Origin of the sequence: Bacteroides mediterraneensis (assembly GCF_900128455.1) — a bacterium.
GTDB lineage: Bacteria > Bacteroidota > Bacteroidia > Bacteroidales > Bacteroidaceae > Phocaeicola > Phocaeicola mediterraneensis.
On the sequence record NZ_LT635783.1, the window covers coordinates 2806719 to 2832149 of the forward strand.

The window sequence follows — 25431 nt, forward strand, 5'->3', positions numbered from 1 at the left end:
GAAACTTCTCTCACATAGTTTCGGACCTTTTGTTTTTACATTGACTCAAGAATTATTCAAAGCACAAAAAAAGCCACAACTTTTTCAAGTTGTAGCCTTTGGCACGGGAAGAGAGGCTCGAACTCTATGGAAACTTTCTCCCTCCTTCCCCATCTTGATATTCAAGCTGTTACGTTTTCGAATTATGTGATTATTTTATATTGTTTGTCCCAAATCCGTCCGACTTTCAGTGGAGTTAACCAGCTGATTCATTTGCTCTAAGAGTAGAATTCTTTTATCTTTCTCTTCAAGCAGACGCTCCAGCAATTCGATTTTTTCTTTGTACTGCTGCTCATTATCTCCATGAGCTGATGGATAAGCCTTGAAAGGTTTCTCCCGTTCAAAGAACACGTCCATCGACACCCCGAAAAAATCCGCCACTTTCTCCAGACGTTTCACGGTGGGATTCCCGTTGACAATCTGAGCCAAAGAAGCATTGGCTTCAGTACCAAGGTATCTTAAAAGTTCCTTGTTTGTAACCTTCTTATCTAACAATAATTGTTTGATAACATTACCATTATACATTGTATTATCATTTTTATCTCTTTCAAAAAATATATCTATAGATGCATTGAAAAAATCAGCAATCTTCTCTAATGTATTGCAGTTAGGAACGTTTGTTCCTTTTATTATATTATCAAGAGTGGCTTTTTGTATATCAGCATAACGATAAACATCAGCTTTCTTAACCTTCCTCTCTCGTATTAATTGTTCTATGATATATCCTTTGAACATACTTGCTTTAATTCTTATTTAATAGAATTTGTATTGTACGTTCCTTTTCAGACAACAATTCTTTAAGATGTTCAATTTCCCTTTGACACTCGTTCAATCTTATATCTCCTGAAACTAGATTTCCATTACCATTTACACTATGACCTATACTTGAATGAGGCATTTTCTCATTATCAAAGAAGTAATCTATTGATACTCCGAAAAATAATGCTATCTTTTCTAATCTCTTTGAACCTATATCTGAGCCTTTTAAAACGTTTTCTAGAGTTTGCACAGATATACCAACCTTTTCACAGAAACCCTTCTTAGTCAATCTGTTGCTCTCTATTAATTCAACTATTCTTTGAGGTACAAGCATATATTATTTAATTTTTAGTCATTCTAAATATCAATAAATATTGAATATACAATAAACAATACTTTGATTATTATCAATAAATCTTTAAGTTTGCACTATAAAATTAATAATTAAATCAATAGCAAATAATATAATCATCTAAAAAGTAACAGAAATGGTAATATCTAACTATTATTTATCTCTATCGGGTAAAGTGAAAAGTAAGTTCATTCAAGATGTGATTGAATTGTGCGGAATATCCTACCCTTCTTTCTTCTACAAGATGAGAAACAATTCATGGACCAAACTTGAACGCGAAGCGATAGAGAGGTTTATTCAAGAAAATGAGAAATCAAGTTGAGTTCTACAACACGCCATCAGGCTATGTAATGTGTGATGACGGCAACTATACGACTCGGCTATCAGAATCCAGCCGGGAAGTAGTGGATGAATTGCTTGATACCATACGAGAGTGTTATTCCGATGCGTACCGCGCACTTGAACAATGCTATTCCAAGTCAAGCAAAAATTCCAGATACCAAAAATTCAGAATAGTGAATCGCTTCATACGATGTAATTGTGGAGAACTGGATACCCAAAAGATAGATTTTATCGACGGGAATATCAATATCGAGCAAGTACATTGTCCTCTGAGAGGTTCCGGTGACTGTCAGTATGAGAATGTGATATGCAATCCCAAACGTACATCAGCCCTTACCGTAAGACAGCTACAAATAGCAGCTGCACTAGCCGAAGGACTGACCCCGCAAGAAGTATCAGACAGATTATATATCTCAATCCATACGGTACACAATACCATACAGGCAATTAAGGTAAAACTAAACCTCAAAAATACTACCCAGATAATCTCCTGGTACAACAATATGAATAAGTAAAATATTGATTAGTAGAAAATAAAATTATGGAATACGTCACTTCACCCAACCTAAAATCTCCAATGCTTCTTAACAAATACATAGGATTTACATTAGAAGAAATGGACCTTGCCGGTGAGATAATAACAAAGGCATTGGAAAAAGAACTGGCTAAAACAAAGAAAAGATATAAGAAATACCTGAGCATACAAGAAATCGGAGAAGCCACTACACGTCAGCAGACAATCTTATATAATGTTGAGCAAAGATACAATGAATTGGATACTCTTGTACACGACCTGAAAGGACTGATAGATTTGAGCAAAAAACTGAGAGACCCAAATCGATTAAAACCAAACATGGGAGAACAAGGAGGTCACATATGAAAGAAGGAGATTTGGTCATGGTTTCTGCCGAAGCCACAGGCTTAGGAGAGCCAATGGAAGCAATTATAGACAAGATAGAAACATTCATGGGACAAACCCTTGTCACGGTTACTTATACACGACCGACCGCATTATCCGGCCTCGGTGGTTGCTTTGTGGATGTACATATAACCTTAAAAGAATATTGAATTATGACAAGAAAAAAAGATATAGTAAAACTCAATAAACTGCACCTGATTAAACGTAGAAGGATGCAAAAGTTTCATGCTAGGAAATATATTAGACTATGCAAGAACTATGGAGGGAATCAAGAATCAATACGATGTCTTCAAATGTTTGTGTCAATTAAATATTTAAATCTCGATTCTGAATTAAGAAGATGTGTTGGCACTTATAAAATCAGATTTCAGGAAAAAAAATAAAAATTATTATGCAGATTAGACAGTGGTATTATGGGAAACATGAAATTACACAAAATGGAAGAATGGGAATCCGTCTTCCATACAAAACAAATTGAGCACGTCTATTACACTTCTGACATGCTGGTACGTAAGGTGACCGGTTACATCATAATATGCCGAAAATCGTTGAACAACGGTATCTCAAAAAATACCCCCAGACGAAAACGAGTCCGATGGGATGGCTATGGACGTTGTTACAACATCAACAACAATACCCGTCTGCGTGACCACGACATACACTTCTAATCTATCTTTTATAAAGCCGGCAAATGCCTGATATTTGCCGGTATCCAAAACACTCTAAAACATGATTTCCAACTCAGACATAGAAAAGATTCTTGACCGTGCCGACATAGTAGACGTAGTAGGACAATTTGTCCAGCTGCAACGGTCCGGAGTCAGATACAAGGCATGCTGTCCGTTCCATCAGGAAGACACCCCTTCCTTCATGGTAGACCAGGCACGCGGCTTATGGTACTGCTTCGGTGCTTGCAAAGAAGGTGGCAACGTCATTAAGTTTGTGGAGAAAATAAATAACATGAACTTCCCAGAGGCATGTCACTGGCTGGCCGACAAATACGGTATCGATATAGAAGACAAGAAAGAAGAGAAAAATCCGGAAGAGCTAAAGGCAATTCGCAAACGTGCGTCCATGTTCGCAATAAATGAATTTGCGGCTCAATACTTTCTTGCGAACCTGCAAAAAACAGAAGCTGACGCCGCACGGGCCAAAATCAAACAGAGATGGGGTGAGCAATATCCTCAGGAGCAGGGTATCGGTTATGCACTTCCTTCCTGGTCCGCTTTTGCAGACGCAGCCATCAAGGCCGGATACTCTGCCGACCTGATGGTAGAGTGCGGACTGATCCGGAAGCGCAAGGAGGGTGACGGGTACTATGATTTCTATCGTGACCGTATCATGATACCCATCCGCGACCGGTTCCGGAACATCATCGGGTGGACTGCCCGCGACATGAGCGAAGTGGATGGCACTCCCAAATACCTCAATTCTTGCCAAAGCGATATATATGACAAGTCCGACAGCATATTCGGTATTGACAACGCCATCAGACAGGCTGCCAAAGAAGAAAAGTTTTATTGTGTGGAAGGTGCCCCCGATGTAATGCGCCTGCAATCCATCGGAATAAACAACACCATTGCCTCACTGGGTGCTGCCTGGACAAAGAAACAGTTCTACCAGATTAAAAGGTATGCCACTTCCCTTTGCTTTCTTCCGGACGCGGACGCCATCAAACCAGGCGAACAATACGGTACCGGAATAGCAGCCGTCATCAAGTCCGGCCAACTGGCTATGGAGTGCGGTTTCTCCGTATCCGTAAAGGAGATTCCCTGTGGTGAAGGAAATACGAAAAATGATCCGGACTCTTACTGCACCAGCCGTACCAAGTTCAAAGACCTTGACGAAGTAGATTTCATCACTTGGTATGCCGGATATGCCTTCAAGGCTGACGGTTCCACCGAAGACAAAAGTTCAGCCGTATCCAAGATTGCCCAGATGGTGGCCATGGTTGGCGATGAAGTCACAGAACAAATGTACCTGGAGCAGCTGAAGAAAATCTATAACCATAAGAATCTTTGGCTGACGGCCATCAACCGTGAAAAGAAGAAAATTTCCGAATCCAGGGCAGACAAGACACAGACCATCAACCGGGATTTGCTGGCCAAATATGGGTTCTTTGAGTCCAACAACTGTTATTACTCGACCAACGACGGGAAAGAATATCAGTGGTCAAACTTCGTGATGCAACCGATGTTTCACATCAAGGACTCTCTTAACCCCAAACGACTGTACCGCATCAAGAACCAGAACCGCCAGGAGGAAATCGTGGAGATGAAGCAGGAAGACCTGGTGTCGTTATCAAAGTTCAAACAGAAGGTCGAAGGACTGGGTAACTATATCTGGCTGGCTACCGAAAAAGAAATGACACGCCTGAAGATGTATCTCTATGAACAGACGGAAACCGCAGTGGAGATTACCCAGTTAGGGTGGCAGCGTAAAGGATTCTATGCGTTCGGCAATGGAGTATTTGACACCGAATGGCACCCGGTAGATGATTATGGCATCGTTCGCCTGGGCGATAAAGGAAACTACTACCTTCCGGCCTCCAGTCTGATTTACCGGGACGATGACAAGCTGTTCCAGTTCGAACGACGATTTGTCCACCTGAACTACTCCGGCATCTCCATGAGAGACTACTTTTCCAAGCTGGTAGGAGTTTTCGGAGATAATGCAAAAGTGGGTATCTGCTTCCTCCTGGCCACATTGTTCCGCGATGTGATTACCGGTTATACCAAGAGCTTCCCCATCCTGAACCTGTTCGGGCCGAAAGGTTCAGGAAAGTCAGAGCTCGGTCACAGCCTGATGTCCTTGTTCATTATCGACAACACACCTCCCAACATTCAGAATGCCACTATCCCGGCACTGGCCGAGCTGGTAGCACAATGTTCAAACGCCCTGGTACATATTGATGAGTTTAAAAATAACATTGACATCGACAAACGCGAATACTTGAAAGGTTTATGGGATGGAGCCGGGCGCAGCCGTATCAACATGGACAGAGACAAGAAGCGTGAGATAACAGCCGTTGACTCAGGAGTCATCCTTTCCGGACAGGAGATGGCAACAGCTGATATAGCTCTCTTCAGTAGACTTATATTCCTGACGTTTTCCAAATCAGAATTTACCGATGCGGAAAAGAAACGATACAGCGAACTGGTAGACATTCGCAAACGAGGCCTGTCACACCTGACCCTTCAGATATTGCGTCATCGGGCCAAGATGGAGCAACAGTTCGTCAGCAACTTTCATTCCTGTTTGTCAGACATTATTGAAGGACTGGGGGCGGAGAAAGTGGAAGACCGAATCTTGCGTAACTGGATCATACCGCTGGCAGCCTTCAGAACGCTCGAGGGTGTACTTGACTTGCCGTTTTCATACCAGGATATTTGCAAGGTTACACTGGATGGCATAGTCCGTCAGAACGCAGAATGTAAAAGCAACAATGAACTGGCCAACTTTTGGAATGTGGTATCTTATCTGCAGCAGGATGGTGAGATATTTATCGAAGGTGACTACCGTATAGAATATGTCAATAAGTTCAAAAGCAACCTGATAAAGATCGAGCAGCAGTACCAGGAACCCAAGGCCATCCTGATGATGCGCAAGAACCGCATCTTCATGCTGTATAAAAAGTTCGGCAAGCAAGTTGGCGATTCAATTCTTCCGGAAGGCTCGCTGGTGTACTACCTGGAGAACTCCAAGGAATACATGGGTAAAAAGAACTCAGTCCGGTTCAAAAACATACAGCGTGGTGTGGAAGTTCAGAAAATAGAAACGACTCCCACTGGAGGAATATCCTACAAAAAGACCTCGACACCGGACATTGCCCTGTGTTTCGATTACAAGATGATTAAGGATACTTATAATATTAACCTCGAGGTAGAGGTGGAAGGCAATGAGACCACAAGTGATGATTTAGATGAGTAATAAAAATGGTTTTAGAGTTGTAGAAAGGCGTGGCGTCGTGAGGACGCTGCGTCTTTTTTATATGCCCGGAGCAGTACTCACCCTTTTTCAAATGGGGTGAAAAAGGCTTCTACACTTTCTACACCTTCTACAATGTTAATAATGAGATATTTATATATTCTACATACATTCTACAAACCTTCTACAAAATTCTACAAAATGCTGTTTTTGTTAAAACCTTCTACAAATTACTTCATTTTCTACATAATTTCTACAATTGTAGAAGCCTTATAAAATTATAAACTATTGATTACCAGTATATTTTATTTTCTGTAGAAAGTGTAGAAGGCGTAGAAGGCAAAAAGTATGTCATATCTGGAAATATACTTTTTGCTTTTGGAGCAGATTAATGACAAATTTATTTATCTAAAAAGTAATATATATATTATATTTATAATAAATAATCAATTCATTATGAGCCACATTGTGTTTTATATCAAACTGGAGCCTTATTTAAAGCAATGGCTTCACAATAGCCTGGGAAATCCGGTGGTATTTCCACCGCAGAGTAATGAGAATGCTGTCATCCGCCGGTTCCTCCGGAAAAGACCACCGGAAGTTCAGCCGGAAATGGCAGAAGACGAATTGACAGCCATCGTCATTCCCGACAGCAAAGCCAAACCGCCGCAATATTATAACTACCTGGGCAAAAAAGCCAAGGCAGCTGTAAAGGAGACCATCGAAGACCTGTTCCGGGCGAACCTCTGGAATGAGATGAGCGACCTGACTAAGCGCGATTGCGGCCTGAACAAGACCATCGCTGCCTGGTGTGAAATGCACGGCATCGATGACGACTATTCGGAGACTGTCAGACAGAAATACTACCGTATGAGGACCAGTTATAGCCGGAGAGGTATCTTTTTAGGTTCTTTAACCAGAAAACACTCGGATGAGTAGGCCGTTTTTGTACAAACCCAAACAACACCGAACACACATAATCCAATAACAAAAATCATGGTACATCTGATTCAGAACATTAGAAAAGTAGAATGCATCGAGGCCTATCACCTTCAGCATTCAGACATCATAGCCGACCGGGGAGTATGGCTGAATGTCTACCAGCAATTCAGCCCAATTTCGACCATCGGGCTGAGTTCAGTCGAGATTTCCGACAAAATCGAGAACAAACAACGCATTTTCACCACCAAACTCACCATGTTCCGGTCAAAGAAGCTGCTACCTGGTGCCAAAAAGTTCTGCTTCAAGGTAACAACCGTCACCGGCTCCCAGTTCCTGATTGGTTCATCCGAAAAACCTTACCCCGTCATACAAAACGAAGAGACTTTTCCGTCCGCAGCCAGTGGACGGGCAGGTGTTACCGTCACAGTAACCCTGACCTCCCCTATTCCAATGCTTGCCATATTAGATTAGAGTCTTTTTATGCAATATATATAAGGTATAATATTGCGTAGACTAATTTTCGACAACATGGATTATAGTATTAGTATTGATTCACACATCGGTCCTTGGGGATATTCAAAGAACTATATCCGAAGCCAGATGTCAGGTTTGAAAAACAAGCCTGTCAATGTGCGTGTATCGTCCCTCGGTGGCTCGGTGGACGATGCGCTCGACATCCGGCAGCAGTTTCTTGATCACGGCAACGTGACTTGCTACCTGTATGGATACGTAGCCAGCGCGGCTACCATCCTGGCTACCGGTGCCAAGAAAACCTGCATGTCCAGATATGCATTCTACCTTATTCATAAGGTGTCAAACTGGGTGGATGCCTGGGGTAATTACAATGCCGACCAGATTCAACAGCTCATTGATGATCTGAAGGCTAACAAGCTGGAGAATGATAAGATGGATTTGGTATTGGCCAATCTCTACGCCAACAAGTGCAAGAAAAAGGTAGATGACATTCTTCCTATTTTAAAAGAGGGCCGCTGGCTTACTGCACAAGAAGCACTTGAATACGGATTCATTGATGAAATCGTAGAAGAAGGTTCAAAACTGAACTTCGACGATGCCATGAAGACCCGTTTCAACATGTTCCATCTTCCGGCTTTGCCTGCGATGGAGGACAAGACCGAAAGTCCGGAAGCAGAAACCGCACCCAGTTGGTTCAACAATTTCGTGAACAAATTCTTCAAGGGACACCAGCCGGATACTCCACAGGCACAAAATAAACCACTCAATCATTCAACAACACAAATGAAAAAGGATTATCAGAAAGTCAATTCCATCTTGAAAATCGAGGGTGTGGAAGTTGACAAAGATGGTAAGGTGATGCTTACCGAAGATCAGGTCAAGGCCCTCAATGACCACATCGCCCATCTGGAGCAGGAATCTTCTGATAAAGACAATCAGATTTCCGATCTGAAGAAGCAGAATGAAAACCTGCAAAAAAATGATGGTGAGGAAACCACACACATCAATGGTGATGAAGGTGAGGATGACGACATTGCAAAACTAAACACTGCTAAAGAATTGTTTAACGACGTAAAAGATTTGTTATAAGATGGCAGACACAACTGGATACGTAAAAATTACGGATGAGCAGCTGGCCAAGTCGGCTGTTCGTTATCGAAAAGAATTACTGATGATGCCGGTACTGGCATTGGGTACAACTTTACAGCACATGACACAAAGACCGGGTGTTCGCGGTAAAGAAGTGGTAGGCGAATTATCTGGCGATATTGAGCTGGGACCTTATGACGAAGGACGTGAAGATACTGATGGAGTATCTATCAATCCGCGTACATTAGAAACCTTTCTCGGTAGTGTAGTAAAGAAGTTTTCTCCTAACTCTGTATGGCAGACCATTTACGGTAATCTGATTACAAAAGGAGAGGCTTTGAAAAATGTAGATATTGCCCGCCAGGTGCTGGCTTTCCTGACTGCGAAAATGGGTGGTAACTTGAATGCTTCTATTTGGAACGCGAAACGTAACGACAGTGGAACCAAGACCAAAGAACTTTTCAATGGTTTTGACACCATTACCAAAACTGAAAAAGACGCAGCTAAAATCTCTACTGATTTGGGTAATATGTTCACCATCGAAGCAATCAGTAAAGATAACGCCGTAGATGTCTTGAAAGCATTTTACCGTGCAGCTGATCCGGTTTTGCGTGAAACGCAAACTAAATTGTTTATTCCTCAGGGAGTGTACGATAATTATGTAGACGATTACCAGGCGACTGTGGGGCATGTACCTTATAACACCAGTTTTGAAAAAACGGTACTCGAAGGTTCCAATGGCCGTTGCGAATTGGTTCCGCTGGCGAATAAGGCAGGTTCACCGTTCATCCACCTGACAACCAAGAGCAATATGCTCGTAGGTTTTGGCAATGGTGCCGATGCGGAGAACATTACCGTTGAGAAGCATCATGCATTCAAACTGGATTACATCGCTACAATGTACTTCGGTACAGAATTTGAATCAATTTCTAAAGAGCGTCTGCTGGTTGGTACCGTCGACGGTACAACTCCGGTTCTCGCTGGCATAGGAGGGTAAATTATGGCAGTAGATTGTACAAGCAAAGGGATGTACGAATCCCTTTCCTGGTGTCCAGGTCAGACCTCACAGCCAGGTATCAGACGTAAGGTTTTCTTCATTCCGAAAAGCTGGATTGAAAAATGGCCGGTGCTTCCTGACATTGACGGAGCGGAGAGCATGGCTGCATTAGCCACATACGAAGGCGACTTTGTGCTGGCGGCAGACAAGAAATGGCAGTACCTGGAGGTATTGACCACCAAATCCAACATTGCCTCTGATTCACAAGGTGAAAAGCCTTCCAAAACGATTCTTAACAAAGCCACATTGTTATATGCCGGTACAGACGAAGAAGCATCAGGATTTTGTCGACAGGCAAATAATGATGAGATGATTTATCTGTGCCAGCAGCGTAACGGAAAGTTTCGCGTGGTAGGTTCAGAAGCTTATGATCCTGATACAACAATTTCCCAGACCTCCGGCGAAGGAGAAACAGGTACAGCGGGAACTACCCTCACGGCACAGTGTACGGACATTTGCCCGTCACCGTTCTACACAGGCAAAATCGAAACAGAAGATGGCGATATCTCCGGAGCGGATGGTAGCGCAATCCTTCCGAGTGGATAATAATAGGAGGCTACAGTTATGTACATAGATGAACAGTTCACCATAAACATGCAAGGCTGGCTCAATACGGAGCCGGCCAAGCGTGACCTGATGAAAGGTGCGGAAATGGTGCTCAAGCTGACCCGTAACCGCATCCTTTATCAGAATATTTCCCACAATCCGCAGAAGTTTGCAAGCAAGATTGAGTATGAGCTGAAGAAACACCTGGCCATCCGCCTGGACCGAAAGACGATTCAGGACGTGGTCAAGATGGACAAAGAGCTGGTTCCAGCCGTAGCTGAAACACTGGCCACCTTCCAGCCTGAAATCAGTTCCGATGACGACACACCGCAAGAAGCTACCATCGCAAAGGGTAAACGCGCGGATCACGATTCATTGCCCGAAGAAATTCGTCAGCTGTGGGAAGACAACAAAGACATCTATTTCCGCTTGAAGCAGACTTTTGAGACTTTGAAAACCATGAAGGATGCTCTTCCATGCGACAGGTACGAATACTTGAAGCTACTGGAAGAGCTGGATGCCAGATATCGGGATAACATGAACAAGTACGACCATTTCAATCCGGACACTCAGGGTGCCGGCGGAGCAGAAGGTGAATCACCTGAAGACCCCGCTGAAATGGCCAAAAAAGTCAGTGCAGCCCGCGGCTATCTGTCAGACAACAAGAAGAAACTGGCAGAGCTGAAGGAATCCGGAGACCAGGAGAAGTACGAGAAGCTGCTGGCCAAAGTACAGCAGAGATACGACTTCCTTATCTCCACCGGAAACAACGTAGGAGAAGACCAGGTGAATGCCTTACGTGAATTAGGGTTGAAAGCATGAAACATGTAAACCGATTGCTGAAGCCGTTATCCGATGTGCCGTTACAAGCATACCTGGATAACCGGCTTCAGCTTTTTGATGTTCTTGAGTACATCCTGTCACAGACCGGACCGGCTAAGGTCTATGTATCCACCTTTTCTACATCCGAAGAGTTCTTGCGCCGGTTGTTTTCGCTTCGCAAACGGAAGATGATCCTTCACTCCGTTCTGCTTGCTGACCTGAAGGCAGCTCGAAAGACCGTCAACTTGTATACCTTTATGTCTTCCGTATTCGATGACGTGTACCTCACGGAAAACCATTCCAAGGTATTGCTTATCGAGAACGATCGCTGGATGGTTACAGTCGTTACCAGTCAGAACCAGACGCGAGGCAACCGGACAGAATGTGCGATGATCACGACACAGCCTGACATCTTTCTCACTTTGCGAGACCAGTTTTCAGAGATTATTAATACCCGAAGCCTACACCTCAATGGAATTCACTTCAACACAGATTAACAGAATTAAGGAACTTGCTGCGATGCTCACTCCAGTGTCGGATATCGCTGTTCTGATGGACGTAGATGAACGCCGTCTGCGAGAAATCATATCCGACAAGTCCCATCCGGTCAGTATTGCTTACCGTAAGGGGAAAGCCGAAAGAGCTTTGCAGATCCGGCAGAATGAGCTGGAACTGGCCGAAGCCGGTAGTCCGCTGGCGGTACAGCTGGTAGGTTCTTATATCCGAGATATGGATTCCGATGAAGATTTATAACTATGCCATTACCCGCAACAATTGATATTGCAAAAGAAAATCTCTTTGCCTCGGTCGACGAGATGAAAGAGCGTAACATTCCCGAAGTCATTCAGCAGCGTCTGCTCAGACTTCGGGACATGTATAATTATTGGCTCCAGTACCCGCGCATACGAGAACAGGAAATCGTTTTGGAACTTCAGAAGCGATACCAGATACAGAAGTCAGCTGCTTACGAAGATATTCGGATCATCAAGTATCTGCTGGGTGATTTGAACAAAGCCACCAAGGACTACCATCGCTACCGCTTCATCCAGCGCAACGAAGAGAGCTACGAGATGGCCAAGCGAATGAAGGATGCCAGGGCGATGGCCGCTTGCGACAACTATTACGCCAAGTACATGCAACTCGACAAAGAGGACGCCAAGGATTTAGGCTACGACAAGATTGTGGTGCAACCCTTCCAGCCGGACAGCGACCCGACGATTATCGGAATTAAACCGATACCGAACATCCGGCAGCGCATTGCGGATAAGATAAAGCAGTACATGAATGAGGATGTCCAGGACATCCAGTTCGAAGATGCAGACTTCAACGAAGACGACATTTTCAACCCTAAAAAATCACAGGAGGCACTCGAACCATGAGAGAATACTTCCATGACACCCAGCAGCAGGTTCTATTCACCCCGGCAAAAGACATAGTGCTTTGTGCCGGACGTGGTTGGGGTAAAGGTCCGATTCATGCCGCCATCAACCTGCGTAACATGCAGCGTATGCCCGGAAGCATCACCGGTTTTGTGGCGGCCAACTGTAAACGTGCCCTCACCAACACCATCCCGTCCATGCTGATCCACTGGCAGCGATGGGGATTCAAACGTGATGTGCACTGGACCATCGGAAAGAAGCCGCCGAAGTCGTGGGGGTGGGGTGAACCTATCTTCCAGCCTGACAACTGGGAGAATGTGATTTCATTCTACAACGGATCCATCGGCTACATCATCAGCCAGGACCGTTCCGGAACCTCCAACTCCTTCTCTCTTGATTATCTCGACATCGACGAAGCAAAGTATATTGACTTCGAGCAGTTGAAGGATGAAACCCTTCCGGCGAACCGAGGTAACAAACAATACTTCGGTCATCACTACTTTCATCACGGCATGCTGATTACTTCTGATATGCCGGTGACGAAGAAAGGTTCCTAGTTTCTGGATTACGAGAAGAAATGCGATCCGGAACTGATTGAAGTCATCCAGGCGACAGTGCATGAGATTTGGCGAACAAAGAAACGAATCCGTGACCTTCAGGCTAAATCAGAACCTGTACCTTTATATCTGAAAGACTATCTGCGCACCCTGAACCGTGATGTATGCCGGATGGGTTCTGTTGCTGTTTTATATCGTGAGTTCTCCACGATCGAGAATATGCAGCTGCTGGGCGAAGCATTCATCAACCAGATGAAGCGTGACCTTCCTCCGCTTACCTTTCAGACGGCCATCCTCTGCCGACGTATCGGTATCAGTCGAGACGGCTTCTACTCCAGCATGACGGAAGGGCACAAATACAATGCGACTGACTTCAGCTACCTGGACAGCCTGGAATATCAGTTCGACAAAATCAAGGAGCCTTCCTGCCTGATGGATGCAGACCTCGATAGGGATAAGCCCATCTGCATCGCCTTTGACTTTAATGCCAACATCAACTGGCTGGTAGCCGGCCAGCCGGACCGGAACCGGCTGAAGGTGATTAAATCTTTCTGGGTAAAGTATGAACGTAAGCTCGAGGCCCTGGTGGATGACTTCTGCAAATATTACCGGCACCAGCGAAACAAGCTGGTTAACTTCTATTACGACAGCACGGCCCTGGGTTCCAACTATGCAGTAAATGACGAAGACTTTCATTACGTCGTCGAGCGTGCTTTCAAGGACAGAGGTTGGGAAGTTAATTCCGTCTATATAGGCCCCCCGATGAAACACATAGAGAAGTGGCTGCTAATCAATCGTATGTTTGCAGGGAAGGCAAAGCTCATTCCATTCTTCAACGAACAGAACAACGAGGATCTGCTTATCTCTGTACAGACAGCTGGTGTGTACAATGGTGGTAAGGATAAGAGAGGGGAGAAGTTGGCTGAAACAGAAGAAGACCAGCTTCAGGCGAGAACGGACGGTTCGGATGCTTTCGATACGTTGTGTATCGGTTGTGAGCGTTTCCCTCAGATGATCGACGATATCTTCGTGACATCATCAATGTAAGTTTCAATAGCTAATTAGTTTTATATTAAGGTGTAGCCCTGGCGACCGTGCGAATGGTTGTCGGGGCTGTTTTTTTATGCGTGCGATAGCGTGTACCGTGCGTGTGGACGTTTGTGCCGTTACATATTCCGCTTTTATCAAAGGTGCTAATTAGGTTTATGGCGTAGGGCGGTGGGGGGTCGGAAAACCGACGCCCGCATAAAATGCGGTATTTTGAGGGGGTAATCGATTGATTGTGTGCTGTTTTTGTATCGGATGAGCGGAAATTCAGAATAAATCCGCCTGTTTAAGCCTGTTTTTGCTTGCTAATTTACTGTTACACAATCTGCTGGCACCCGAGAAATTCCCAAAATTTATCGGGTAGAAAGGTAGAAAGACACTCGATAGTCTTTCTGGCTGGCGATGGCGTTCACGCAGCGGCCCACCCGCCCCGTTGCTCTCCCTACTGGCGGTATAGCTAAAGCTATGTATTGTTTGACTGCTCTTCTTTGTCTGCTCTTCGCCAATAATTCGGTATCACTTCCGCTATGGTTTATGCCTTTTGTACCTGCAAAGGTAAATGTTCCGCTTCGTATGCCAAGTTCAGGCGCTGTTCTCGAAAAAATCTCCACCCTCACAAGACTCAGGTAGTATTCAAGGCTCTGCTTTTCGTGAAAACTTGTCTTTATACGCTTCGGAACACCTTTGCTGGCAGGTGTAAAAGGCGAAAACAAACCGTAGCGACAGCGAACGGAATAAAAAAAAGCTCAGAGCAGGAAGAGCAGAAATAAAGGCTCAACTCCCGAGCTCGGCACCAGAATAAATTTTAAGACCATGAAAACCTTTACCGAATCCATGCTAAACCAGTGCAGAAAGTACATGTTCAACTTCTTTGACTATCTGCCGACAAAGTACAAAGCCAGTTCAAGAGATTGGCAGGTGAGAAACTTTGTATGGGCTTTTAAGGATGGGAAATGTGCCGTTTCTGCCGCCCAGCTTGTTGCCAAGAAAATCCGTGAGCAGTACGGTAACGAAGCGAGTGACATCGTGTTTGCTTGCATTCCTGCCAGTAGCCAACGGAAAAATGAAATCCGATATAAGCAGTTTTCAGAGGAAGTTGCACGGTTGTCGGGCGCAGTCAGTGCATACGACCATATCACGGTAGAAGGTGAACGGCTGGCAATCCATGAAAGCAAGTCAGGAAAGCACGTCAATAATGTGCAGGTAGTCAATTTCGACAAGGAGTTTTTCAAGGGAAAGAAAGTACTCGTTTTTGACGATGTAATTACTCGAGGTTATTCCTACGCCCGTTTTGCTTGCCATCTTGAAACGCTGGGGGCTTCAGTTTTGGGAGGTATGTTTTTAGCAAAAACCTTATTTGTATAACAATTTAATAACCAACATTATGAAAGATTTATTTGAACTTTGTGGAGAGTGCAGACATTTGTCAGATAGTGAAGTAGTCTATCAGTTGACGAACAACAGAGAAACCAGTAAACGAGTTAATGAGATGTTATTGCGTGGCGACAATGTGTCGATAGAAGATGTTTGCCAGCTTTTGACACCGGCACGCAGGGACATGGCTCTCGCCGTGATTGAACTTTACAAACGTATCATAGACCGTAGAAGCAGCAGGGTAATTATCCGGCATAGTGAGGACATCTATAACCTGATGAAACCCTATATGGAAGATTTGGAAGTAGAGGAATGTTGGGCTATTTACTTGAACCAGTCTAACCGTGTTGTGAGGAAACAACGTATCTCTGTAGGAGGTATAACCAGTACGCAGGTAGATGTAAGAGTCATTTTGCGTGAAGCTCTGAAATGTAACGCCACGTCGCTGATACTTTGCCACAATCACCCGTCAGGAAACAGCCGACCCAGTAATGACGATAACCGTCTGACTGAATGTTTGAAGAATGCAGGCAATACTATGAATATAAAACTCTTAGACCATATCGTTTATGGTGATAAGGAATACTTTAGTTATGAGGATGAGGAACGCTTGTAGGGGTTGTAATCGGCTGTAGAAACGTTTTAGGGAGGTGGGTAGCGTAACAGCCGCCCGCCGCCCGATTTTACCGCTTTGTCACTTCGTTGGCGGCAAAAATCGGGCGGCGGGGAATAAGGTATTTGTTTTTTAACGCCTAAAATCGGCGAAAATGGATTGGATTTTTTCTAAAAGGTAGAAAATTTTCTATCAATTCTTTGGAAATGGTAGAATAATTACTACCTTTGCATTGCTGAACCAAAACAGAAAGGAGGAACAATGATAAAAAGTTCAGAATTTCATCGCCAACTGATTAAACGCGGAAAGAGGCGTGGATGGCATTGGGTGCAAGGAGAAGGTGACGGAAGTCATCGGATTTATGAAGACAAAAATGGGATCCGATATCCGGTCCCGTATCATGGAAGCAAAGAAATAGGCGAAGGCCTGAGGAAAAAAATCATTAAGGATATGGAGCTTGAATAAGCTCCTTCCTTAATGTTAAAATATAAGCTAAATAGAGCTTAAAACATAAAACCTGAATGGCTATGTTTACTATTAATGTTACAATCGAAAAAGGCGCTGATTTATTTAGTGCCTGGGCTGAAAACATCCCTGGAATTTATGGTGAGGGTGAATCAGTTAAAGAAGTGAAGGAAGATATTCTTAAATCAATTTCTTTGTTTAAAGAATATAATGATGAAAAGAATATTCCTGAAGAACTCAAAGGTGACTATGAAATCGAATGGCATTTTGATGTACAGTCATTTTTACAGTATTATAACGGCATATTTACAAAAGCTGCTTTAGAGAGAATTACCGGTATTAATCAAAAACAATTAGGACATTATGCTTCTGGTTTGAAAAAACCGCGTAAGGCACAAGTTGAAAAAATTGAAACAGCCTTACATAATTTTTTTGATGATATGCGTATGGTACATCTGGTATAAATTGTTTTTAGATCACTGTTTAATTCAACACTTTACTTTGACTGAAAAATAGGAGGAGCCTCTTTACAGGCTCCTTTTTTTATCCATTTCTTTGTCTGACTCTGAATATTTTGTAAGTTTGCGACTATTAAAATAATAATAAAAATTATAATGCCATGCCGAGAAATAATCAAGAAGCAGAATTAAACAAAATAAAAATTCCTGCCTACATTTCAGAGCCTGTAACAAGCCCTGTAGAAGTTGTTCATACTTATGCAGAAATGGTAACAAATATGGTTCATAAAATAGACTCATATAATAATAGGGATAACGAACATAAGATAGGGTCGAAACTACGTGGGAAAAGTATAACTAAACAAATACACCACATTGATTTTGATGTATATCAGGATGGGGATATTCCTGTAATCTTACTAAGAATATCAGAGAAGAAGAAGGGATTTACAGACTTAGCACTGGAAGCAGCTGAAAGAGAAAATCCATCTATCATTTCTCAAGAAGATGCTTTGGCCACACAGTATAATTGTGCTGTTTTATATCCCAATATTGATAATCGAGGAGAAGAAATATCAAATAACTGGATTACATTTGTATATGTAGATCCTGGCAAGACAGACAAGGATGTTATTAGTACTGTTAAAACGACACTACAGAGAGTATTGAAATTAAAAATTAAGAATGTCAAATCTAATGCCGCAAATGAGATGATTCAACGGGAAGGCTTGATTTCATGTCTAAAGGTTCAATATGTTGTAGTCTCAAACAATGAGAATGAAAATCTGGATATAAGAGGACAACAAGTCCGGGCAACTGTAAAAAAAATAAAGAATTTTGAATATCAAGACATACCATCAGAAGATGTGGAAAGATTCGTTAATAGACAGAATGAATGTCAATATTCAGAACGAAAAATATCTGTATCACTTGCAGAAAATCAAGAATTGAAGTATATTCACAAAGTTAATGAAGAGCAAGTTATAGCAGATGCTATTGAACAAGTTTATAATTATGAAACTGATATGTTGGCAAGAGATTTTCCTCGAATGTATAATTCTGATTTTATTTTAGAAAAAGTTCGGGGGGCTGCTCGTCAATTCTTTAGTAATGAATGAACTTATTATCATATTATTAAAAAACATTGGTTCCTTTTCAATAACAATGTTTGGGGTGGAGATAACTATTTTTACAGTCATCTACTCTTTTATTGTTTCCAAACGGTCTTACTACAAAGCAATAAGTCACGATGCAAAAATTCAACAAAGCCCATCAACATATTTATATACTGAAATTAAATTTGCAGTTAAATACATGAAAAGCTTAAAGAAGCTGAATCTATTTGTTCTGGCTTTGGCTACTGTTTCATTGATATTGTATGGATGGTCTTTGCTTATCTCTCCTATTCCAGATGAGAATTCGGATATTTTACTTTCACACAAAATATTAGGTTATTTTTCTGTTTTCTACATTATTGCAACATTAATACTACTTATCATTTACATTATTAAATATTTTAAGGAAGTTAAATTATAAAAGAACTGTATATAATGAAAATTAATATTCAAAATGACAAATATGAAATAATAAATGCAGGTAACATTATATTACCTAAAAACGATTATATAGAATTCAATTTTGAAAATTTGAATTTTAGAGTAATTTGCAAAGAAGAAAAAAAAGAAGATGGAACTCCTTCAGACTCTAGATATCAGACTCGTTTAGTTAAAGATGATAGCGGAAATATACTTTATATGGAACTAAGTATATACAATATTACTGGCAATATTTTTTCCGCAACAGAAGATATGATAGAGTTAGGCTTTTTAAGTAATCATTCATTGAGACTAAATTTTGCAATAAATGAAATAAGCAACGGCACTTACCTATTTGTATATACTTGGTATTTGTTTAAAGAAATAGAAGGAGAGAAAAATGAAAGAAAATAATAATTATGTAGATATACCAGATAATTCTTATAGAAACTTAAATTTACCAGCAAAGCTTCTTCATGAGCAGATGATAAAAAGAGAGGAGCATAAGTTTGCTTTGGATAAGTTCGACAAAGAAAATGCTCATCAGAAGGATCTTCTCAATAAGAAGTTAGGACGTGTAGGATTATTTTTTGGTGATTCAAAAAATTCGGCTAAAAATATTACTGCAGTTATAGTGTTATCTTTAATTATTGGCGGTAGTATAGTATCAGCCGTCATTTATTGGATAAAAAATGATGATGAATTATTATCACAAATATGGTCAGGTATATTCCCTATTATAACACTATCTTTAGGATATCTTTTTGGCAAATCAGGATATAATGAAAATAATACTGAAGGATAATTATTGATTTTAAATTATAAAACTAAAAGTCAACTTTATGATTCGAATAAATCGTTATGATTTGGATAATATTCATTGCAGCACTGGTTGGACTTGTATTCGTATCATATCTTAAAAAAACAGAGAGAAGCTCATCCTCAAATATAGATAGTAAAACAAGTACCACGAATGATTATAGAAGTAACTCCCAATTATCTGATTATACCTCTAATACGCACACACATATTCCAACACCTTCCACTGCAAAAAAAGTAAATTTTGCAGTGAAGGGTACATCCTATCGCTCTCAAGCCGATATTAATGCAGCAAGAAATGTTCATGTAGGCGATGAACTGACTTTAATCCATGAACCACACAATGATCATGACACATTTGCAATGATGGTATTAACTTCCGATGGGCATCATATTGGTTATGTAGAGAAAAAATATTCCATGTGCTTTTTTGTTTACAAAGACAATATCCATAAATGTGTCGTGACCAAAGTGACCAGTGACAATATTCCTTTTATCTATGCCGACGCTTACCTTCCATCAGACGCAAGAATTCCTGAGGATGATTTGAACGTTCAAAAAATGATGTCGAAAAACGGACAATATGTTGGAAATGGAGTTTCAGTTAAAATTATCACAGAGAGTAGCCTTGCCCATGAAGCCAATCCTGATTTGGTATTTGCTGAAAAATTAAAATATAGTGAACCAGAGAAAGCTGTTGAAATATTCTTGTCATGCGCTTCAAATGAATCTGGTTTGTATTCTTTACATCAGGCTTGCTTTTGCTATCGTAAAATGAAAGCCTATGATAAGGAAAAAGAATTGATTCAGCAAATTATAGCAATTTGTAAAGACGAAGGCAAGGAAGAATGCATTCCTGAATATGAATCACGACTAAAATCTGTTGAATATTGCATCAACAAACAGAACGAGAAAGAAGAACTTGATAAAGCGTATTCTCTTCAAAAGGAAGGTAAATATAAAGAGGCACTTGACCTTTATCTTTTTTACTTCAATAAGGATAAATTTGTTTTAAACTTAACAGACAGAATTATCCAATGTTATCGGAAGTTGAATGATAAATCAAATGAAAAAAGAATGCTTGAATATGCTCTAAAGAATAAACTTTCAGAATCTAATAGATTAAAGTATGAGAAAAGCCTAGAGAAATTAAAGAATTAATAACGACATTACAAATTATAGCATATGAAAATAAAATATCTTATTTTAATTACATGTAGTACCATTATTTCTTCTTGTAATAATGGGGAAATGGAACGTAAAATTCAAAGTTTGACATCTGAGGTTACTTTGCTCAAAGATTCTTTGAATAAGGTAATGCCAGAACTAGAAGGCTATAGAAATAGTCCAGAAAAATTATGCTCAAACATTGATGAGTTGTACAAATCAGGCGATATTTATGAGCTCAAATCTATTAAGAGTAAATTGGAAAAATATCATCCCGAATCCAAGGAATATGCTATGGTGAAAGATTTGGTTTCTAAGTACGAAAAAGAACAACAGGAGAAGGCCGAAGCTGAGAAGAAAGAGCGATTGCAAGCTGTAAATAAATTAAGAAAAAAATATGACGACATAAACCATATTACTTGGTATGAAAATCCATATTTTAGACATTATACAAATACTAATTATACATCAATATATATAGGTCAAGATGATAGTAGTATTTGGTTAAGGTTGATGATGTCTTATGAAGGAGAAGATTGGATCTTCTTTGAATCTGCTTATCTTTCGTATGATGGCAACACATTTGATATACCATTTGATAAATATAGAGATAAAAAGACTGAGAATGATACACGAGTATGGGAATGGATAGACGTTCGTGTGAGTGATGATTTACTTGCATTCTTAAGAAAAATGGTTAATGGTAAAAGTGTAAAAATGCGTTTGAGCGGAAAATACACTAACACACGAAAACTTACTAATACAGAAATAAAAGCAATTAAAGATGTGTTATTAGCCTATGATGTATTGGAAGCAGAAATGCATAAAGAAGCAAAAGACGAATTAGTAAAATCCCTCAAAGGAGAGTGATAACCTAAACTTATTCTTTCACAGTACTCTTTAGCCACGCATACTGAAAACATAACTCAAAGGCTCTATAAGAAGCGGAAACCCAAAAAGTTTCCGCTTTTTCTTTTGCCATTCCAAAATAAATCCTCATATTTGCAATGCTGTACATTTGAATCAGGCGAGATGGCTCGCCAAATAACTTTGCTGCGGGCATTTTTTATGTCCAAGGCATAGCCTATTATATCTTATAGTTCCGTCCCGTGTGGAGTCTTAATGGACCCACGGCCTGATTCAGGTGTACAGCAGCGGGGAGCGGAACTTTTTTTGTTTCCTCTCCGTTCTTTAACCAACATATTGTTTCATTTTAAACTGCTGTACAAAAATGAAAAATCAAATTGCATTGCCTGCAAACCAGGCAAGAGAAAGCCGTATATCGTTATGGCTGAACCGTAAGAATTGTATCTTTTCCGCTCTTATGGAAGAGAGAGTATCAAACCGTCAGGCTGTGCTTGTTTCTCAAGTACTTGCTTCCTTCAGCATTCTTAGCTGTTCCTTTTTTATTCATTGGCTGGCTGCCGTTGCTTGCCTGTGCTGGTTTATTTGTTCCGTTCTGCTTTGTAAGAAAGGAGGTTTGCGATGACCGATTACACGCCACAACCCGCAACGTTTCGCGTAGACAAATATCAGGCATACGAGGATGGTAAAGTTCTGTTTGAACAATACACTATTCTCATGTATGTGCCGAAAACGGAGCATACCCACCCACTCAGAACGGCTTAATCCACCCACAATTATTGCTAAAATGGCCTTGAAAAGTGCCTGAAAAACGGAGTATATCCGTTCATTTCAGCTAAAAACGCCACAAAACGCCATAAAAAAACGGAGCATATCCGTTCAGTGGTTTTTGATTACGATAAAATGTCCGTTTTAGTATACAGAAATCGGAGTATATCCGTTCAGAGATAAGAATGTAATGATACAATAATCAGTTGTTTACATTCGAAAAACGGAGCATATCCGTTCACCTTCTCACAGAAACGACAATGCCTGCATAAAAAACGTGGTATGTCCGTTCACTTTCCACTCTTTCCCGTATCTTGTATGCAGAATATAATCTTCATACAATACGACTATGGCAGGAAAAAGTAAGAATATGAGCCAGATCAAACAACTTCTTCTACTAAAGAAGAGCGGAATCTCCAACCGCAAGGCTGCTGATATAATCGGCATGAACAAGGAGACAGTGAACAACTACATGAATAAGGTCAACGCTGACAGCCTGAGCCTTGATGAACTTATCAGGTTGGATGATCCCATTCTTGAGCACCGTCTCAAGGGCGGCAATCCTGCATATAGCGACAAGCGTTTTGAAACATTCAAAGCCCTTCTTCCATATCTTCAGGAGGAGATGAAGCGCAAGCATGTCACGCTGAAGCTGCTTTGGGAGGAATACCGTAATGAGCATCCGGATGACCACTACAGCCTGACACAGTTCCGTTTTCATTACAATCAGAACACAGAGGCCGGAAAGGAATCGCCATCTACCATACTTGCCGACATGCGTACTGGCGGCGAAAAGCTTTTCCTCGATTTTGCCGGTGATACCATGGGGTACGTTGATATGGAAACCGGTGAGGTCGTCCAGTGCCAGGCTTTTGTAGCCACTCTGCCTGCAAGCGACTACGGTTATATCCTCTTCGTACGTTCACAGCGCACGGAAGACTTTGTATATGCCATAACGCAGTGCCTGAAACATCTTGGCGGCGTACCAAAGATGCTTGTCCCTGACAACCTTAAAGCTGCTGTTGTCAAGACCGACAGATATGAGCCTTCACTTAACCGTGTAATGGAGGATATGGCCAATCATTACGGTACGGTCATCATACCGGCACGTCCCGCACACCCAAAAGATAAAAGCAACGTGGAAGGGACCGTGAGGCTTGTCTATATGCGTGTGTTTGCCGAACTCCGCAATGAAACCTTCCATTCACTGGAAGAGCTTAACCGGGCAGCCTCGCTCAAAATGAAAGCGCACAACCAGAAACGCATGCAGAAGCATCCTTATACGCGTGAGGAACGGTTCCTTGCCGTAGACAGGCCTAATCTTATGCCGCTGCCTGACAGGGATTTTGAGATTGTGTCATATACCGATTTGAAGGTGTCAACCAACTGCTGTATCTATCTCGGACGTGACCAGCACTATTATACAGTACCCTATCAGTATATATCCAAAACTGCACATGTTGCATATACACGCACATTGGTAAAAGTATATGTGGACGGTGAACTTGTAGCCACTCACATACGTGATTACAACAGGGGAAAGTATACTATCGTAAAGGAGCATCTTGCAAGCAACTCCCGGGAATACAGAGGGATGAGTGCAAAATCATACATAGAGCGTGCCGAGCGTGCATCCGGCATACTTGGAGATGTAATCCGCCGCATATTTTATTCTTCCACAATGCCTCCGGAGACTCATTACAAGACCTGCGACGGGCTTCTAAACCTGCAAAGGAGCAGTGATCCGGCCGTTTTCCAGAAAGCCTGCGAGACAGCCCTGAATGTAGACAGATGCAACTATCGCTTTATCCGTTTACTGGTAGAGAGCAAGTGTGCCGGTGTGGGGCAACCTTCATTTTCCTTTGCTCCTCCGCAGCACTGTAATATCCGTGGGAAATCACAGTTCAAATGACAGACTTCTAACACTCAAAACAAATAACGATGGATGAAATTATCAATGCTCTAAGAAACCTTAAGATGCCCGGAATGGCCCATTACTGGGCTACCATGCAGGAGACGCGACAGGCAGAGTCGCTCTCCTTGAAAGACGGTCTGCAACTGCTTATACAGGCTGAACTGGATAACCGGAATCAAAGCCGGAATGCCCGTCTGATAAAAAAAGCACACTTCCGTTATCAGGCTTCCATAAGTGAAGTTATCTATGACTGCAAGCGTGGCGTGGACAAGCAGAAAGTGCTTAATCTTGCCACTTGTGACTATGTGAAAAACGGGGTGTCCATACTTATTACGGGAGCTTCCGGTACAGGTAAAAGCTGGTTGGGTACAGCGTTTGGTCATCAGGCCTGCATGAACGGATATAAAGTTGCTTATTATAACCTGTACAGGCTCTTCGAGGAAATAAGCCTTGCCCGCATATCCAGTACTCTGCATCGTTTCTTCGCCAAGCTGGCACAGACTGACCTGCTTATACTGGACGACTTCGGAATGAAAGTTCTTGACGGACAACAGTTGCTTGACTTTATGGAGATTATAGAAGACCGCCATGGACAAAAAGCTACGATTATCATATCACAACTGCCGGTTGCTAACTGGTACGATGTGATGAAAGGCAACACGACTGCAGCTGATGCAATATTAGACAGGCTGGTACACACAAGTGTGCGCTTCGAGCTACAAGGCAGCAGTTTACGTCAAAAAAGACATCAAAACTGCAACGTTACAGACGAAAATCAATAAATTTGCATCGCCATAGGTAAAGAGTATGAAAAGTGAACGGATATCCCCGTTTTGGGTGAACGGATATCAACCGTTTTCAGCACATGTATGGAAGTGATAAATTATGCTGTACACGTCCGGAGATGGAGCAGCTCAGTGAATTGATTCAAACCGCATTGAACGATAGAAAGGAGGCAGATCATGGCAAATAAAAAAGTAGAATTCGACAAATATATTCTTTATCGTTACTTTCAGGAATATCTTCCTGCCGATAAAGTAACAGATGATGTAATCTATAAAACTTCACAGCAGATCCAGGATGAACTGTCTGATATGGCAGAGATCAGCATTAACGATATCGCTAGGGCGATGGTGGATTTGGGCTATGAACTAACCATTTCCCCCGATGGCCGTCCGGCGTGGATCATGTTGCGCAAGTAG

At 41.8% G+C, this 25431-nt stretch carries 32 protein-coding genes; 30 read left to right on the forward strand and 2 right to left on the reverse strand.

Features of this window, described 5'->3' with window-relative positions; genetic code table 11:
- Positions 1-195: 195 nt before the first annotated feature.
- Both BQ7480_RS11940 and BQ7480_RS11945 read right to left on the reverse strand, forming a co-directional pair.
- Complete coding sequence (locus tag BQ7480_RS11940) at positions 196-774, reverse strand: helix-turn-helix domain-containing protein (RefSeq protein WP_072543040.1); 579 nt, start codon at positions 772-774, stop codon at positions 196-198.
- A gap of 7 nt (positions 775-781) precedes the next feature.
- Positions 782-1132 carry a helix-turn-helix domain-containing protein gene (locus BQ7480_RS11945; protein WP_072543041.1) on the reverse strand — a complete coding sequence of 117 codons (351 nt, stop codon included), beginning with the start codon at positions 1130-1132 and terminating at the stop codon, positions 782-784.
- A gap of 533 nt (positions 1133-1665) precedes the next feature.
- On the opposite strand from BQ7480_RS11945, the gene BQ7480_RS17940 reads away from it, so the two are divergent.
- The 30 genes from BQ7480_RS17940 (at position 1666) to BQ7480_RS12105 (ending at position 25431) form a co-directional block, all read left to right on the forward strand.
- Positions 1666-2007: a response regulator transcription factor gene (locus BQ7480_RS17940; protein ID WP_161946434.1), complete on the forward strand. Its 342-nt coding sequence runs from the start codon at positions 1666-1668 to the stop codon at positions 2005-2007.
- A 26-nt stretch (positions 2008-2033) separates the two neighbouring features.
- Positions 2034-2372, forward strand: a complete 339-nt coding sequence (locus BQ7480_RS11955) for a hypothetical protein (RefSeq protein ID WP_072543043.1) — start codon at positions 2034-2036, stop codon at positions 2370-2372.
- Positions 2369-2560 (forward strand): hypothetical protein, encoded by a 192-nt coding sequence (locus BQ7480_RS11960; protein ID WP_072543044.1) that lies wholly within the window; start codon positions 2369-2371, stop codon positions 2558-2560. Before BQ7480_RS11955 ends, BQ7480_RS11960 begins: the two co-directional genes overlap by 4 nt.
- A gap of 288 nt (positions 2561-2848) precedes the next feature.
- On the forward strand, positions 2849-3079 hold the full coding sequence (locus tag BQ7480_RS11970; protein WP_139255769.1) for a hypothetical protein: 231 nt from the start codon (positions 2849-2851) through the stop codon (positions 3077-3079).
- A gap of 61 nt (positions 3080-3140) precedes the next feature.
- Complete coding sequence (gene dnaG, locus BQ7480_RS11975) at positions 3141-6341, forward strand: DNA primase (protein WP_072543047.1); 3201 nt, start codon at positions 3141-3143, stop codon at positions 6339-6341.
- A gap of 453 nt (positions 6342-6794) precedes the next feature.
- Positions 6795-7277 carry a hypothetical protein gene (locus BQ7480_RS11980; RefSeq protein WP_072543048.1) on the forward strand — a complete coding sequence of 161 codons (483 nt, stop codon included), beginning with the start codon at positions 6795-6797 and terminating at the stop codon, positions 7275-7277.
- A gap of 57 nt (positions 7278-7334) precedes the next feature.
- Positions 7335-7751, forward strand: a complete 417-nt coding sequence (locus BQ7480_RS11985) for a hypothetical protein (protein ID WP_072543049.1) — start codon at positions 7335-7337, stop codon at positions 7749-7751.
- 57 nt (positions 7752-7808) lie between these two features.
- Positions 7809-8843 carry a Clp protease ClpP gene (locus tag BQ7480_RS11990; protein ID WP_072543050.1) on the forward strand — a complete coding sequence of 345 codons (1035 nt, stop codon included), beginning with the start codon at positions 7809-7811 and terminating at the stop codon, positions 8841-8843.
- A gap of 1 nt (position 8844) precedes the next feature.
- Positions 8845-9840, forward strand: a complete 996-nt coding sequence (locus tag BQ7480_RS11995) for a hypothetical protein (RefSeq protein WP_072543051.1) — start codon at positions 8845-8847, stop codon at positions 9838-9840.
- Between the two features lie 3 nt (positions 9841-9843).
- Positions 9844-10446 (forward strand): hypothetical protein, encoded by a 603-nt coding sequence (locus BQ7480_RS12000; RefSeq protein ID WP_072543052.1) that lies wholly within the window; start codon positions 9844-9846, stop codon positions 10444-10446.
- Between the two features lie 18 nt (positions 10447-10464).
- A complete protein-coding gene (locus BQ7480_RS12005; RefSeq protein WP_139255770.1) occupies positions 10465-11268 on the forward strand; it encodes a hypothetical protein in 804 nt (267 codons plus the stop codon).
- A gap of 35 nt (positions 11269-11303) precedes the next feature.
- The gene (locus BQ7480_RS12010; protein WP_139255771.1) at positions 11304-11765 is read left to right on the forward strand and encodes a C4-dicarboxylate ABC transporter; all 462 of its coding nucleotides are present in this window, start codon (positions 11304-11306) and stop codon (positions 11763-11765) included.
- Entirely contained in the window at positions 11740-12021 is a 282-nt protein-coding gene (locus BQ7480_RS12015; RefSeq protein WP_072543055.1) for a hypothetical protein, read from the forward strand. Before BQ7480_RS12010 ends, BQ7480_RS12015 begins: the two co-directional genes overlap by 26 nt.
- A 2-nt stretch (positions 12022-12023) precedes the next feature.
- Positions 12024-12647, forward strand: coding sequence for a hypothetical protein (locus tag BQ7480_RS12020; protein WP_072543056.1), 624 nt, complete (start codon positions 12024-12026; stop codon positions 12645-12647).
- Positions 12644-13204, forward strand: coding sequence for a hypothetical protein (locus BQ7480_RS17795; RefSeq protein ID WP_139255772.1), 561 nt, complete (start codon positions 12644-12646; stop codon positions 13202-13204). The genes BQ7480_RS12020 and BQ7480_RS17795 overlap by 4 nt, the downstream gene beginning before the upstream one ends.
- Before the next feature lie 57 nt (positions 13205-13261).
- Positions 13262-14251 carry a hypothetical protein gene (locus BQ7480_RS17800; RefSeq protein ID WP_139255773.1) on the forward strand — a complete coding sequence of 330 codons (990 nt, stop codon included), beginning with the start codon at positions 13262-13264 and terminating at the stop codon, positions 14249-14251.
- Positions 14252-15064: 813 nt separating this feature from the next.
- A complete protein-coding gene (locus BQ7480_RS12035) occupies positions 15065-15616 on the forward strand; it encodes a phosphoribosyltransferase (protein ID WP_072543058.1) in 552 nt (183 codons plus the stop codon).
- Between the two features lie 19 nt (positions 15617-15635).
- The gene (locus BQ7480_RS12040; RefSeq protein ID WP_072543059.1) at positions 15636-16241 is read left to right on the forward strand and encodes a JAB domain-containing protein; all 606 of its coding nucleotides are present in this window, start codon (positions 15636-15638) and stop codon (positions 16239-16241) included.
- Positions 16242-16499: 258 nt separating this feature from the next.
- Complete coding sequence (locus tag BQ7480_RS18405) at positions 16500-16703, forward strand: type II toxin-antitoxin system HicA family toxin (RefSeq protein ID WP_072543060.1); 204 nt, start codon at positions 16500-16502, stop codon at positions 16701-16703.
- 56 nt (positions 16704-16759) lie between these two features.
- A complete protein-coding gene (locus BQ7480_RS12050) occupies positions 16760-17167 on the forward strand; it encodes a DNA-binding protein (RefSeq protein WP_210436331.1) in 408 nt (135 codons plus the stop codon).
- A gap of 155 nt (positions 17168-17322) precedes the next feature.
- Positions 17323-18279, forward strand: coding sequence for a hypothetical protein (locus BQ7480_RS12055; RefSeq protein WP_072543061.1), 957 nt, complete (start codon positions 17323-17325; stop codon positions 18277-18279).
- Complete coding sequence (locus BQ7480_RS12060) at positions 18272-18697, forward strand: hypothetical protein (RefSeq protein ID WP_072543062.1); 426 nt, start codon at positions 18272-18274, stop codon at positions 18695-18697. Before BQ7480_RS12055 ends, BQ7480_RS12060 begins: the two co-directional genes overlap by 8 nt.
- Positions 18698-18711: 14 nt before the next feature.
- Positions 18712-19110, forward strand: a complete 399-nt coding sequence (locus BQ7480_RS12065) for a DUF6864 domain-containing function (RefSeq protein WP_072543063.1) — start codon at positions 18712-18714, stop codon at positions 19108-19110.
- Positions 19097-19501: a hypothetical protein gene (locus tag BQ7480_RS12070; protein ID WP_072543064.1), complete on the forward strand. Its 405-nt coding sequence runs from the start codon at positions 19097-19099 to the stop codon at positions 19499-19501. Before BQ7480_RS12065 ends, BQ7480_RS12070 begins: the two co-directional genes overlap by 14 nt.
- Before the next feature lie 56 nt (positions 19502-19557).
- Positions 19558-20676: an HIRAN domain-containing protein gene (locus tag BQ7480_RS12075; protein ID WP_083581814.1), complete on the forward strand. Its 1119-nt coding sequence runs from the start codon at positions 19558-19560 to the stop codon at positions 20674-20676.
- A gap of 24 nt (positions 20677-20700) precedes the next feature.
- Positions 20701-21552 carry a hypothetical protein gene (locus tag BQ7480_RS12080; RefSeq protein ID WP_139255774.1) on the forward strand — a complete coding sequence of 284 codons (852 nt, stop codon included), beginning with the start codon at positions 20701-20703 and terminating at the stop codon, positions 21550-21552.
- Between the two features lie 361 nt (positions 21553-21913).
- On the forward strand, positions 21914-22171 hold the full coding sequence (locus BQ7480_RS17805; protein WP_072543068.1) for a hypothetical protein: 258 nt from the start codon (positions 21914-21916) through the stop codon (positions 22169-22171).
- A gap of 492 nt (positions 22172-22663) precedes the next feature.
- Positions 22664-24226 (forward strand): IS21 family transposase, encoded by a 1563-nt coding sequence (gene istA, locus BQ7480_RS12095; protein WP_072541497.1) that lies wholly within the window; start codon positions 22664-22666, stop codon positions 24224-24226.
- 29 nt (positions 24227-24255) lie between these two features.
- Positions 24256-25011 carry an IS21-like element helper ATPase IstB gene (istB, locus tag BQ7480_RS12100; protein ID WP_072541496.1) on the forward strand — a complete coding sequence of 252 codons (756 nt, stop codon included), beginning with the start codon at positions 24256-24258 and terminating at the stop codon, positions 25009-25011.
- Between the two features lie 180 nt (positions 25012-25191).
- On the forward strand, positions 25192-25431 hold the full coding sequence (locus BQ7480_RS12105) for a hypothetical protein (RefSeq protein WP_072529767.1): 240 nt from the start codon (positions 25192-25194) through the stop codon (positions 25429-25431).